The 13,121-nt window shown below is 65.8% G+C and carries 12 protein-coding genes and 2 pseudogenes; 10 read left to right on the top strand and 4 right to left on the bottom strand.

Features of this window, described 5'->3' with window-relative positions; genetic code table 11:
• Positions 1-10: 10 nt before the first annotated feature.
• The 3 genes and pseudogenes from QFZ70_RS10370 (at position 11) to QFZ70_RS10360 (ending at position 2,718) form a co-directional block, all read left to right on the top strand.
• A pseudogene (locus QFZ70_RS10370) lies at positions 11-755 on the top strand (DUF5998 family protein).
• On the top strand, positions 755-1,984 hold the full coding sequence (locus QFZ70_RS10365) for an alkaline phosphatase family protein (protein ID WP_307095394.1): 1,230 nt from the start codon (positions 755-757) through the stop codon (positions 1,982-1,984). Before QFZ70_RS10370 ends, QFZ70_RS10365 begins: the two are co-directional and overlap by 1 nt.
• Positions 1,977-2,718: pseudogene (locus QFZ70_RS10360) on the top strand (thymidine kinase). The gene QFZ70_RS10365 and the pseudogene QFZ70_RS10360 overlap by 8 nt, the downstream one beginning before the upstream one ends.
• A 241-nt stretch (positions 2,719-2,959) precedes the next feature.
• Here the strand turns inward: QFZ70_RS10360 and sepH are convergent.
• Positions 2,960-4,342, bottom strand: a complete 1,383-nt coding sequence (sepH, locus tag QFZ70_RS10355) for a septation protein SepH (RefSeq protein WP_307095393.1) — start codon at positions 4,340-4,342, stop codon at positions 2,960-2,962.
• 226 nt (positions 4,343-4,568) lie between these two features.
• On the opposite strand from sepH, the gene QFZ70_RS10350 reads away from it, so the two are divergent.
• Positions 4,569-4,868 (top strand): DUF4193 domain-containing protein, encoded by a 300-nt coding sequence (locus QFZ70_RS10350; RefSeq protein ID WP_307097850.1) that lies wholly within the window; start codon positions 4,569-4,571, stop codon positions 4,866-4,868.
• 109 nt (positions 4,869-4,977) lie between these two features.
• Here QFZ70_RS10350 and QFZ70_RS10345 read toward each other — a convergent pair whose 3' ends face one another.
• Positions 4,978-5,466, bottom strand: coding sequence for a DUF3093 domain-containing protein (locus QFZ70_RS10345; RefSeq protein WP_307095391.1), 489 nt, complete (start codon positions 5,464-5,466; stop codon positions 4,978-4,980).
• A gap of 140 nt (positions 5,467-5,606) precedes the next feature.
• On the opposite strand from QFZ70_RS10345, the gene dut reads away from it, so the two are divergent.
• From dut to QFZ70_RS10325, 4 genes are all read left to right on the top strand, one after another.
• Positions 5,607-6,149: a dUTP diphosphatase gene (gene dut / locus QFZ70_RS10340; RefSeq protein ID WP_307095389.1), complete on the top strand. Its 543-nt coding sequence runs from the start codon at positions 5,607-5,609 to the stop codon at positions 6,147-6,149.
• A gap of 117 nt (positions 6,150-6,266) precedes the next feature.
• Positions 6,267-6,980: a DUF3710 domain-containing protein gene (locus QFZ70_RS10335; RefSeq protein WP_307095387.1), complete on the top strand. Its 714-nt coding sequence runs from the start codon at positions 6,267-6,269 to the stop codon at positions 6,978-6,980.
• A 4-nt stretch (positions 6,981-6,984) separates the two neighbouring features.
• Positions 6,985-7,335, top strand: coding sequence for a hypothetical protein (locus tag QFZ70_RS10330; RefSeq protein ID WP_307095386.1), 351 nt, complete (start codon positions 6,985-6,987; stop codon positions 7,333-7,335).
• On the top strand, positions 7,332-8,126 hold the full coding sequence (locus QFZ70_RS10325; protein WP_307095384.1) for a DUF3159 domain-containing protein: 795 nt from the start codon (positions 7,332-7,334) through the stop codon (positions 8,124-8,126). The genes QFZ70_RS10330 and QFZ70_RS10325 overlap by 4 nt, the downstream gene beginning before the upstream one ends.
• A gap of 4 nt (positions 8,127-8,130) precedes the next feature.
• Here QFZ70_RS10325 and QFZ70_RS10320 read toward each other — a convergent pair whose 3' ends face one another.
• Positions 8,131-8,871: a TrkA family potassium uptake protein gene (locus QFZ70_RS10320; protein WP_307095383.1), complete on the bottom strand. Its 741-nt coding sequence runs from the start codon at positions 8,869-8,871 to the stop codon at positions 8,131-8,133.
• A complete protein-coding gene (locus tag QFZ70_RS10315; protein WP_307095382.1) occupies positions 8,868-9,542 on the bottom strand; it encodes a TrkA family potassium uptake protein in 675 nt (224 codons plus the stop codon). Before QFZ70_RS10315 ends, QFZ70_RS10320 begins: the two co-directional genes overlap by 4 nt.
• A gap of 120 nt (positions 9,543-9,662) precedes the next feature.
• Here QFZ70_RS10315 and QFZ70_RS10310 point away from each other — a divergent pair, with 120 nt between their 5' ends.
• Both QFZ70_RS10310 and QFZ70_RS10305 read left to right on the top strand, forming a co-directional pair.
• The gene (locus QFZ70_RS10310) at positions 9,663-11,639 is read left to right on the top strand and encodes an APC family permease (protein WP_307095381.1); all 1,977 of its coding nucleotides are present in this window, start codon (positions 9,663-9,665) and stop codon (positions 11,637-11,639) included.
• Positions 11,636-13,042, top strand: coding sequence for a class I SAM-dependent RNA methyltransferase (locus QFZ70_RS10305; protein WP_307095379.1), 1,407 nt, complete (start codon positions 11,636-11,638; stop codon positions 13,040-13,042). Before QFZ70_RS10310 ends, QFZ70_RS10305 begins: the two co-directional genes overlap by 4 nt.
• Positions 13,043-13,121 lie beyond the last annotated feature (79 nt).

Raw genomic sequence — 13,121 nt, 5'->3', positions numbered from 1 at the left:
AAATGGGGGAATGAGCTCTCAGCCTTCCGCTTCGGCGCCAGAAACGCCCGGCAATGAAACCCAGGCAGTCCGCCACCACAGCTCACACAGCCACAGCGCTCAGGGCCAGAGCCTGGATGGCGCGCTGCAGAAGGCCGGCTTTTACCCCCTTCTCGTGGCGGATGTAGTCGACGACGCCCTGGACGGCCGCGACTGTGTTGCGCACCTGGTGCACCTGGAAACCCACTTCGACCGCGCCGAGGTCCGCCGCCACATCACGGTGCTGGTGCTCACCTCGGACATGCTGGTGATCACCCATGTGGACGACCAGCAGCTGGACGAGGCCGGCGAGCAGATCGTCGCCCAGATTTCCACAGAATCTGTCCCCGTGGCGCAGATCCGGTCCGTGGTCCTCAGCTACATGTACTCCCAGCCGCAGAACTACAAGCCCTCCGACCCTGTCCGCGAAGTAACACTCTCCATCGCCTGGTCCGGCGGCCAGCGGCTGGACATGGGTCCTGCCAGCTGCGGTGACCCGCAGTGCGAAGCGGACCACGGCTACAGCGGGACCATCGCCCAGGAGGACATCGTCCTCCGTATCAGCGCGGAGGCGGACGGCCTGCAGGCAGTCCAGGACGCCAAGCTCTTCGCCCGTGCGCTTCGTGCTGTGAACACAGGTTCCCCTGCGCCGCAGCCACACGTGCAGTCGATGGCGCCGCGGCCCGCGTGCCGGAGTGTTCGGCAACCGCCTCAGCCGCGGGCACCAGCAGCGCTGATGCCCGAAGACCGCCACCCGAACGTTAACCTTTCCGCCCGGCCCCACCCTCAGGTTGTCCTGCCGGCCGCTCCTGCCTACGGTCAGCGCTCCATCGCCGAGGTGCTGACCAGCGCCGCGGCAAGCCTGGGCGTAGACGGGTTTGCGAACACCCTTGGCCTGCCTGCCGCCCCGCGCGTGTGTGTTGTGCTGGCCGACGGGCTCGGCCGGAACCTGCTGAAGCAGAAAGCAGCCCACACACCCTTCCTGCGCTCCGTTGTCCAGGCGGGGCAGGGCGAGGTGCCTGTTTGGCTGGATTCTGCGTTTCCTTCCACCACCGCAGCCGCTCTGGCGAGTTTCGGCACCGGCCTGGCCCCGGGCCAGCACGGCATGGTGGGCTATGACGTCCTCGACCCGGAGCAGGACAAGGTAGTCAACCTGCTCGGCAACTGGGATGCCGGCGTCGACCCCGCGGTATGGCAGCCTTTTCCCACCGTGCTGGAACGCGCGGCGGAACACGTGAACGTCATCACGGTCAGCTTGCCGCAGTTCGGCGGCTCGCCCATGACCCGCGCAGCCTTGCGGGGCGGCAATTTTATCTCAGCCATCACCGCGCACGCCCGGACGGAAGCGGCGGCCGAGGCCATGTCCGCCGCCGGTCCGTCACTGATGTACTTCTACCTGAACGAGCTGGACAAGGCCGGGCACCGCTACGGCTGCCAGTCCGAGCAATGGGAGCACCAGCTCGAAGAGCTTGACGCCACCATGAAGCGGCTCAATGCTTCCCTCCCGGCCGGCACCACTATCCTGCTCACGGCCGACCACGGCATGCTGGACGTCCCCGAACAGCAACGTATCGACTTTTCCGCTGACCCCGCACTGGTGGAAGGCGTCCGGCATACGGCGGGGGAGCCTCGCATGGTCCACCTCTACCTTGAAGCCGGTATGGGGGAAGACGGCAGGGACCGGCTGCTCGCCGCGTGGCGGGCACGCTTTGGTGAAAAGGTGTGGGCGTTCACCCGGGAGGACGCACTGGCGGCGGGCCTGTTCGGCGAGGTTCGTCCCGCCGTCGAGGGCAGGATAGGTGACGTCATGATCGCGGCCCGGGACGCCGTCGCCCTTTACGACACCCGGCGCGTCCGTCCTACGGCCATGGAGGTCGTGGGCCAGCACGGCTCGCTCACCAAAGCCGAACGGGAGGTTCCCCTGCTCTGCTTAACGGCCGGCGGCAGGAGTTCCCGCCGTGGCTGAACTCGTCTTTTTCTCTGGAACCATGGACTGCGGAAAGTCCACGCTTGCCCTGCAAATGGACCACAACCACCGGGCCAGGGGACGCGGTGGAGTGCGCTTCAGCCGCAACGACCGTGCCGGCGAATCACGCATCTCCAGCCGCCTTGGCCTGGAAACCGATGCAGTGGAAGTGGTGGACGGGACCGACTTCTGGGAGGAGGTCATGCTCCGGCGCACCCAGGGGGCAGCGGGTGGACTACCTGATCTGTGATGAGGCCCAGTTTTACACGCCTGAGCAGGTGGAACAGCTGGCGAAGGTCGTGGACGAGATCGACGTGGACGTCTTCGCGTTCGGTATCACCGCCGATTTCCGTACCCGGCTGTTTCCCGGGTCGCAGCGGCTTGTCGAACTTGCTGACCGGGTGCAGGTGCTGCAGGTGGAGGCGCTGTGCTGGTGCGGCCGCCGTGCCACCCACAATGCTCGAACGGTCGACGGCGTGATGGTCACCGAAGGAGCGCAGGTGGTGGTGGGCGACGTGGATATGGCCGGAGATTCCGCCGCCGTTGAGCCTTCGGGGGACCACGTCCACCATGTCCCTGTTGTGGGCTACGAGACCCTCTGCCGCCGGCACTACATGCGGCGCGTCACCGCTCACGGCGCGGCGCTGATGGGCCAGCAGGACCCGCTGCTGCCGTTCGAAGTGGACGCGTGCTTGTGGCGCGGCTCGGGTGGAACCGTAACTTCGGAGTCTTAGACCTGGCAATGCTCCGCCGTCCGGGGTCTGCAGGGCCCGGACGAATTCCGGACCCTGCATCCGGCACTACAAAAGCGAACACCAGGACCGGGAACCACCCACTGGCCGGAATGGCTGACAGCCGGGCCGATAGCGGCCGGGCGGAACGGCAAACGGCTGAGTCAAGCCATATGGAACGCCTTGCCGTACACACCGGGCTGAACCAAGAGTGGACGCGGCCTGATGTCATGCGGGAAAGGCGCTAATCTCCGCGAGTACCAAACACAATTTCATCCCAGGACGGGACGCTGGAGCGCTTGGGCCTGCCCGGCTGGCGCTCAGGGGCGCCGGTTTCCGGCAACTGTCCAGTAGTGGGGGAGCTGTCGTCGTGCCGCGGCGCCTGGCGCCGGGGATTCCCGCCCAACAACTCATTCAAACCTCCGCTGCTGGCAGGGTTGCCGTTAGTGCCAGTACCGTTACTGCTGCCGCTGGCGTCCCCGTTCGCGGCTTCGGCGATGCTGTCAGAGGGACGCTGGGGGGACGCAACGATGGTGATCTCGCGGGTATTGGTGCTCACGCCGTCGTGCAGCTTCAAGGTGTCATCGACTGCGTCCCGGTGCGGAGGGATCAGGCTGAGGCGGGACAGCATGGAGGGCCTGGCGTCCCTCCTGCGGACAAAGGAGCTGCCCTGTGCCGCCGGACCCTCTGCAGCCGGTGCCTCCGGGATGTCATCCTGCGGCTCGTCAACCTGCTCCTCTGCTTCGGGCGCCACTTCCGACGGCCTCGGGTGGGCGGCCGGGACTCCGTGGGTCAGCAGCAGCGCCAAGGCGTCGTCCGAGTCCTCGTCCACTCCCAAGCGCTGCCCGCGGCGCGAGCGAAGCATGTCCAGGAGTCCGTCCGATTCCTTGCCGTCCGCCTGGCCGGCATCAGGCCCGGAACCGGGCGAAGGGCGGACCGAGTCCGCGTCGGCCTCGAAGTCAAAGGGGCGGTCGGAAACTGCCGAAAGCCTGCGCGCCGGGACAGGCCCGTCCAGGGGCTCAAGTTCGCTGAGCTGCTGCGCCCACCGGTTGGCGTTCTGCAGCGACTTCCTGGCTGGGTTGAAAGTCCACAGTGCCGGAGGCTCTTCGCCAATGCCGGCTTTTCCGCCGGTATTCGTTTCGAAGCTTGCCTGCACAGTCCACGTTCCGTCCTGGCGCCGCCAGGAATCCCACTCCACCGTGGATGGATCAATGCCATGGGCTGACAGGCGGTGTGCCACCATGTCAGCCAGCGTGGCGGGGTTGTCACCGAAAGCAGACCGGTAGATGTCGTGGCCCGGCGAAGGCGAGGCTACTTCCACCTTGCGTGCCTGCTGGGCCACGTACTCGCGCTCAGCCAGGACGGGTCCCTCGTAGCGTTCCACCTTGGCCAGCGGCAGGCCGGACAGTTCCGCCACATCAGCAGCGGTCGCACCAGCCCGGATGCGGGCCTGGATGTCCCTCGGGGACATGGGAATGGCAGGCCGCTCGGCCGGCGGCCTCGCCGCTGACCTGCTCGCGGTCCTCAGCGCTTCGTCGATCGGCAGCTGGAACATCTCGCCGCCGGCACCGCTCAACAGGAGATGTGCTCCGTCGTCGTGTACGCCTACAAGCCGTAGATCCTGCATACAAATCCTCCACCCTGGCATTACTATCAATCGAAACTCTGCCACCCGCTGAACCCGTTTTGGCTCAAGGGGCAGGGCGCGCCGCGATATTCCGGCCCGGGCCGGGGCAGAGGGGGAACCCAAGGGCCGGCGAAAGGCATGCCGCAGCCGGGCACAAACCCGCGGCGCCCGGCGTTATAAAGGGTGATGTTCACCGGCCGCCAAGAGGAAGAAGGATATGGCGACAATGGCCACCGACTACGATGTGCCGCGCAAGTCTGAAGAAGAGCTCGGAGAAGATTCCATCGAAGAGCTGAAGAGCCGGCGCTCGGACAAGCCGGTTGCGGTGGTGGACGAGGACGAAAGCGATCTGGCTGCCGGCTACGATCTGCCCGGCGCGGACCTTTCCGGCGAAGAACTGACTGTTCAGGTGGTTCCCGCCCAGGCAGACGAGTTCACCTGTTCGTCATGCTTCCTGGTCCGGCACCGCTCCCAAATCGCACGTGAGAAAGACGGCCGGTTCTACTGCAAGGAGTGTGAAGGCTGATTTCCAGTCGGGCCCACAACAGTCGGGGCCGATGCAGCTGGCAAGCCGGGTGGGCAGGCAGATCGGGAGGCAGGCTTTACGACGGCGGGAGTCCGACTGGCAGGGCAGGTCACCTGCGCGACAGGGCCGCAGTCAGTTCATCCGGATGCCGGGTGGAGGTGAGCCAGTACGGCGTCTGGTCCGAAGGGTCCGTAATCCCGATCTTGACAACAGGGTCGATCCAGCCACGGATACAGAGGTACGCCAGCGCATTCAACCGGGTGCCCCGTTCTGCTGTTGCCTCTGCACCCCGGAAACCTTCAACGGCGCCCACGAAGCGGCGCTCGATGCTGGCCCGTCCCACAGTCAGGGATTCGTCGGTGACCACGATGGCCGGCGTGGACAGGATCAGGAGAACAGCCATGATGACAAAGAGCACTGCTGCAGCCGTAAAACCCGCCGCTGCGCTGATGGGTGCAAACATCAGGATGCCGGCTCCGGCTACGCCCGCGGCGATGATCCAGATCCATACGTTGGGCCAGAGCTTCTCCCTGTAGATCACCGCAGCCCCGGTGGATGGTTTCTGGGGAACGGGCGCGGAGGAACTTGATTCGGGCATGTGCCAAGCTTTCCATCTTTGCCCTGCTATTTCATCTCGGGTTGAACCGTCTCCGGACCGGCATTCCATTGCACGATGCAGCGGCCGGCAGGTGCCCAGCCCTAGGACTGATTTGGGGGCGCGGGTTAGAGTGAGTGACTGTGACTGATCATCCCGCCACAGTAGATACTTTCCCTGACGAAGCAGCCGCAGCCGGCTTTGCCGCTCCCGCCGCGGTTCCAGGCGCTCCCACCCTGCAGGTCCAGCTGAAGATGCTGGATCCGGACCTTGAGGCACCGTCCTATGCCCACCCGGGAGACGCCGGCGCCGACCTTCGTGCCCGCGTGGACGTTGTGCTGCAGCCGGGGGAGCGGAAGCTGGTCCCAACGGGAGTGGCCATTGCCCTCCCGGAAGGCTTCGTGGCTTTGATCCATCCCCGCTCGGGCCTGGCCACCAAGCACGGCCTGACCATCGTGAACGCGCCGGGAACAGTGGATGCGGGCTACCGTGGCGAGATCGCCGTCACCCTTCTGAACACCGATGCGAAGCAAAGCATCGAACTGCGCCGCGGCGATAGAATTGCCCAGATGGTCATTCAGCGCGTGGAGTACGCGCAGTTTATCCCCGTCAACGAATTGAGCGGATCCGTACGTGGCACAGGAGGTTTCGGCTCCACCGGCGGCTTCAACGTGCCGGACGCTTGACCTTCAGCTCTTCCCTCACCCGTTCTTCCGTTCCGGTACACGCATGCCGGACGGCAACAGAGCACGACGGCGGGACCCCTACGGGCCGGCCCGACAACCAACTAAGGAGACACCCCAATGGTCTTTGGGCTCGGCAGGAAAGCCAAGAAGGAACAAGCAGCCGAACCGGACGGACTGTCGACTCCCGCAGAGACCGCGGAGGAGACAGCGGACAATGCCGGACCCCGCTTGAGTGGCCCTTTCGACGAATCCGAAATCACCAGCCGCGATGGCTATGTTGATCTGGGTGCGCTCCTGATCACCCCGAGCGAGGGCCTCCAGCTCCGGCTCGAGGTGGAAGAGGCCACCCAGCGGGTGGTTGCGGTCACCCTGGACCTCAACGGCTCCAGCCTCCAGCTCCAGGCTTTCGCGGCGCCGAAAAGCGAGGGATTGTGGGACGAGATCCGCGAGCAGATTGGCCAGTCCGTCGGAGCCCAGGGCGGGCAGGTCGAGGAGGTCGAAGGCATCTATGGCACCGAACTCGTCGCGAAGCTGCCGGCTGGACTGCCGGACGGCAGCCAGGGCTACCGGGTGGCACGCTTTATTGGAGTGGACGGCCCCCGCTGGTTCCTGCGCGGTGTACTGGGCGGAGCCGCCGCCATGGAACGAACGGCCGCTGAACCCCTCGAAGCCCTGTTCCGCCAGGTAGTTGTGGTCCGCGGCGACAGCCCCATGCCGCCTCGCGACCTGCTGCAGCTCCGGCTGCCCAAGGACGCCACCGCTACACCGCCGCCTGCTGCGTCTGCACTTCAGGAACCTGAACGTGGTCCTGAAATTACCCAGATTGGCTAATGGCGTGCCGGGGGGAGCCCCGCTGAACCAAAGCGACGATGTTCCCCTCAACCGCTTGCCGGTCAAAGGCCGGGTAGTCTGCCGCGGCCGCATTGAATCCGTAACGTATGTTCCATCGGACCAGACCGCGGCCTTCAGCGCCATGGTCTCGGACGCTGATCCCCGGGAACCAAGTGCTGGAGCCGCAGCCGGACCCCGCGGGCGGCTTCGTGTCGTGTGGCTCGGACGGCGGCGCGTATCTGGCATCGAAGCCGGAACCGAGGTGCGGCTCAAAGGAATGCTCTCCCGGGTTGACGGCCTGCCCACAATGTTCAATCCCCGCTACGAAATACTGTCCCGCCAGGAGAACGAATGACTGCGCCCACGCCCAACCCTCCCTCCGGCGCGGGCCCGGACGATGCCAATAACAACGGGCAGTCGGGTGCCCCGGGTCAGGACGCCGCGAACCGGGACACATCCCCGGCAGCAGGTCTCGCTGCAGACTACGCCGCCAAAGCCGGGCTGCACCGAACCCACGACGGCCGGGTGGATGTGCTGCGCAGCGCCGGCGGCGTCCAGGGCATTGCCGAAAGCATCCTCCCGGGACTGTTGTTCCTCGTGACCTACACCATCACCCGGGACCTTACGGTTTCCCTTGTAGCCGCACTGGCATCTGCCGCGGTGTTCACCGTGGTCCGGCTGGTACAGCGGCGTCCGCTGACGCAGGCACTGGCGGGAGTTGTGGGTGTCGGCATCTCCGCCTGGGTCGCCAACACCACCGGGAAAGCCGAGGACTTCTACCTGCCGGGCTTCTTCACCAACGCCGCCTACATCGTTGCCATGGTGATTTCGATCGCCGTCAAATGGCCGGTGGCCGGGCTGCTCTTTGGATTCATCCGCAACGAAGGCCTCGACTGGCGCAAGGACCCTGCCCGGGTCAAGGCCTACCGGATTGGCACCTGGATCATCGTCGCCGTATTGGTGCTCAGGCTTGTGGTGCAGGTACCCCTCTACCTGCTGGGGCCGGACGGGCTCGCCGCGCTGGCAACCACCAGGCTCATCATGAGTACTCCGCTGTACATCCTGGGAGTCTGGATCGCCTGGCTCGTCACCAAGCCGGCTCCGGTTGACGACGGGACGGCGGACGGCGCCCCCGCTAAAGGCTAGGCACCTAGCCGTCGAACCCGTCGTCCTCAGGACCTTGCTGCTCCAGGTGCCCCGCATCTTCTTCGGCCCGGGGCTGCGGCATCTCCGTATCGGGGGAGAGCAGCGCCCGCAACTCGTCTTCCGCGGCGATGGTGGTGACAAAGAAGAGCTCGTCACCGCCGTCGATGACGTCGTCCCGGCTGGGTGTAATCGGGGCGTGGTCCCGCAGGATGGCCACCAGCGTGGAGTCCTCCGGCCAGCGGATTTCCCCTACAGTCCGGCCGATCACATGGGAATCATGGGGAACAGTGAATTCCACCAGTGCGGACACACCCGTCTGAAGGGTGAGGAGCCGGACCAGGTCGCCGATTTCGACAGCTTCCTCCACCAGCGCCGTCATCAGCTGCGGGGTGTTGACTGCCACGTCCACGCCCCACGAATCGTTGAACATCCAGTCGTTCTTGGGATTGTTGACGCGGCCCACTGTGCGGCCGACGCCAAACTCAGTCTTGGCCAGCAACGAAACCACAAGGTTCACCTTGTCGTCACCGGTGGCGGATACCACCACGTCCGCGTCCTCCACCTTGGCGCCCTGCAGCGTGCTCAGCTCGCACGCGTCGCCTACCAGCCAATGGGCGCCACGGAGTCCACTCCGCCCAATGACCTCCGGCTTGAGGTCGATCAGCAGGATCTCGTGCTTGTGCGCCAGCAATTCCCTGGCGATGGACGAACCGACGCTGCCGGCACCCACGATCACGACTTTCACTGCAACTCCTTGGTGGGGGCTTTGGCCAGGATCTGGGCCACCTGGGCGCTGCGGTCAACCTGCAGCATGGCGTGCACGGTGTCGCCGTCCTGGTAAGCGGTTCCGGCGTCGGGCAGTAATCCTTCACCGAACCGGGTGAGGTAGGCAATGCGGACGTTCGCCGCCTTTTCGATGCTGCTGATCCGATGGCCGATCCAGCCGGCGTCGAGATCCAGCTCGGCGAGCACCAGGCGCCCGGACGGCTCCCGGAAATCGCCGGCCAGGTGCTGTTCCGGAAGGATACGGCGCAGCACCTGGTCAGCGCTCCAGCGGACCGCCGCCACCGTGGGGATACCAAGGCGCTGGTAGATCTCGGCACGGCCGGGATCGTAGATCCGGGCCACCACATGGGGCACATGGAAGGTCTCCCTGGCCACGCGGGTGGCCAGGATGTTGGAATTGTCACCGCTGGACACTGCGGCGAAGGCATACGCGTCGGCAACCCCGGCCTGCTTCAGGGTGTCGCGGTCAAAGCCGACTCCGGTGACCTTGCGCCCAGTGAAACCCTGGCGGAGCCTCCGGAAAGCGCGGTCGTCCTGGTCGATGATGGCTACGGAGTGCCCGGCGTCCTCGAGCGTGTGCGCCAGCGTCGCCCCCACCCGGCCACATCCCATGATCACGAAATGCGCCACCAGTATCTCCTCTGTATATTTCCCCACGGTCCTGCCGCTAGAACTCTACCGTCAGCGTCCCGCATCCGGCTGTCCACGGGCTGTCATGACACAGCCCGGGAATCAGACTAGCTTTGTGGGGTGCTGACAATATTGAACGCCGCGAAGCGCGTGCTCGTGGGCAGGCCGTTCCGGAACGACCGGATGGCCCATACGCTGCTTCCCAAGCGGATCGCACTCCCGGTGTTCGCCTCCGACGCCCTGTCATCCATTGCCTACGCCCCTGATGAGATCCTGCTCACCCTCGCTTTGGCCGGCGTCAGTGCGGTGGCGTTTTCACCCTGGGTGGGCCTGGCCGTCATGGTGGTCCTGCTCACGGTTGTAGCCTCCTACCGGCAGAACGTCCACGCCTACCCCTCCGGCGGCGGGGACTATGAGATTGCCGGCGAGAACCTGGGGAAGTACGCCGGCCTCACCGTGGCATCGGCCCTCCTGGTGGACTATGTCCTGACTGTTGCGGTGTCGATGTCCTCGGCCGCCGCCTATGTCACCACCGCCATCCCGGCACTCCACGGCCAGCAGGCCATGATTGCCACTATCGGCGTGGTGGTCCTGGCGCTGGTGAACCTGCGCGGCGTTAAAGAGGCCGGCAGCGTGTTCGCCGTCCCCACCTACATCTTTATGGCCTCGATCCTGGGCATGACGGCAGTGGGCATCTTCCAGGCGGCCACCGGCCAGTTGGGCGAAGCGCCCTCCGCAGCTTTCACCATCGTGCCGGCCCCTGGCTTCGACGAAGGGCTGGTGGGGCTCGCCGGCGCCTTCCTCCTGCTGCGCGCCTTCTCCTCCGGCGCCGCGGCACTCACCGGCGTTGAAGCCATCAGCAACGGCGTCCCCAACTTCAGGCCGCCGAAAAGCAAAAACGCGGCAACCACGCTGCTGCTCCTGGGCGTGATCGGTGCATCCATGCTTGCTGGGATCATGTACCTGGCCAACGCCACCAAGGTCCATATCGTCCTGGACCCCGCCACGGAGTTCCTGCTGAACGGCAGCCCGCTTCCGGAGGGCTACATCCAGACCCCCGCCATCAGTCAGATTGCCCAGACTATTTTTGGTCCGGGATCCATACTGTTCTACATTGTGGTGGCCGCCACCGGCATCATCCTGGTGTTCGCCGCCAACACCGCCTTCAACGGCTTTCCCGTCCTTGGCTCCATCCTCGCCCAGGACGGCTACCTGCCGCGCCAGCTGCGCACCAGGGGCGACAGGCTGGCCTTCAGCAACGGTGTCCTTGCCCTCGCCGCAGGAGCGCTGGTGCTCATCCTCGCCTTTAATGCCGACGTCACCAAGCTCATCCAGCTCTACATCGTGGGCGTCTTTATCTCCTTCACGGCCAGCCAGCTGGGGATGATCCGGCACTGGGGCCGGCAGCTGAAGCTGGCCAGGGACAAAGGCGTCCGACGCCGGATGGCCAAGTCGCGTGCCATCAACAGCATCGGCTTCGGCATGACCGCCCTGGTACTCGTTATTGTGCTGGTCACCAAGTTCGAGCAGGGCGCATGGATTGCCCTGCTCGCCATGTTCGTCCTCTTCCTGATCATGTGGAGCATCAGGGCTCACTACGACAACGTGGCCAGGGAACTTGCAGTGGATGAGGACTCCTCCCCGCGGGCCCTGCCCACCCGGGTGCACGCCGTGCTGCTGGTGTCCCATGTGCGCAAGCCCGTCCTTCGGGCTCTTGCCTACGCCAGGGCCTCCCGGCCATCGAGGCTGGATGCGGTCACGGTGGACATCGACGCCGAAGAAACCGCCGGCACGGTAGCCGATTGGGAAAAGCTGGACATTCCCGTGCCGCTGACGGTGCTCGCCAGCCCCTACCGTGAGACCGTCACCCCCATCATGGAGTACGTCAAACAGATGCGCCGCGACTCGCCGCGGGACCTGATCGTCGTCTACATTCCCGAATACGTCGTGGGCAAGTGGTGGGAGCAACTGGTCCACAACCAGACCGCGCTGCGCATCAAGACCCGGCTCCACTTCGAGCCTGGCGTCATGGTGGCCAGTGTTCCGTGGCAGCTCAAATCATCCGAAGAAGCAAAGAACCTGCAGGACATCCAATGAACGCGAAGACACAGACCCAGCCGGCACTGACCGGAGAAGCCGGCACAGAAGTAGTGCTCGACGTCGGACCCGTCGCCCACGGCGGCCACTGCGTCGCGCGGCACGAAGGACGCGTCATCTTTGTCCGGCACGCCATCCCGGGTGAGAAAGTGCGGGTGCGGCTGACGGATGCTGACGACAAGGCCAAGTTCTGGCGTGCCGACGTGGTCGAAGTGATCGAGGCATCACCGGACCGGGTGGACCACTTCTGGCACCCCGCGGATTCGCTCCGCGCCTGGCGCCACGGACACCCGCCCGTAGGCGGCGCCGAGTTCGGCCACATTACACTTGCCCGCCAGCGCAGCCTCAAGGCGGATGTGCTTATGGAGCAACTCAACCGGCTCGCCGGCGTCGGGGAGCTCCCGGCCGGCTGGACCGGCACCGTGGAAGCGGCAGGCGGCAGCCCCTCGCCCGACGCAGGCGCCGCGGTAACGGACGACGGCGGTGACGGCCTCCGCTGGCGGACGCGCGCCAGTTTTTCGGTCACCCCCGCCGGCAAGCTCGGCATGCATGCGCACCGCTCAGGACAGATCATTCCCATCCATGAGATGCCGCTGGCCATCGACGCCATCAACAGCCTGCGCCTCTGGGACATCGACCTGCAGGGTGTAGGCCGCGTTGAAGTGGCTGCTCCGGCCAACGGTTCACGGCCATTGGTGCTGCTGGCTCCCGCGGAGGGGACCAAGCCCAAGCGCCTTGGCGCCATCGCGGCGAACCTTCCCGCTGACGTTTCCGTTGCAGCCTTCGACCCCACCACCGAGGAAGTGCAACAGTTGCGGGGCAGGCTGTGGGTGCAGGAGTCTGCCGCCGGGCACGAGTACCGGGTCACCGGTGCCGGGTTCTGGCAGATCCACCGCGACGCGCCCGGGGCTCTTGTGGGGGCCGTCACAGAATTCCTGCAGGGCGGCGGCTTCCTCCACCCCGGCGCAGTTGTGGCTGACCTGTACGCGGGAGCCGGGCTGTTCACCGCCGTCCTGGCCGACGCGGTGGGGGAGACGGGGTCCGTCCTTTCGGTGGAAGGCGCTCCCGGAACCAGCCGGGACGCACGCAAGAACCTCCACGCAGCGCCCCAGGTGGAGATCGTCCAGGGCCGCGTTGAGCGCGTCCTTCGCCAGAAACCGCGGGACTTCGACGCCCTGATCCTTGATCCGCCGCGCGCCGGGGCCGGGAAGGCAGTGGTGAACCAGCTTGTTGCGGCGGGACCGCGCGCCATCGCCTACGTATCGTGCGATCCTGCGTCGTTCGCCCGTGACGTGGGGTACTTCCGCCAGGCCGGCTGGGAGCTCGCGCGCCTCCGGGCCTTCGACCTCTACCCCCACACCCATCACATGGAGACGGCGGCGCTGCTGACTCCACGTCCCTGATGCCGAAACAGGTATCGACTACTATGGCGGTAGTAGTCCCACGTCGCGCTCCGTAATCACGGCCGGCCGTGTGCAATTT

Source organism: Arthrobacter sp. V1I9 (assembly GCF_030817075.1).
Lineage (GTDB): Bacteria > Actinomycetota > Actinomycetes > Actinomycetales > Micrococcaceae > Arthrobacter.
Note: the sequence above shows the minus strand (reverse complement) of the source record. Positions and strands in the feature narration are given on the sequence as shown.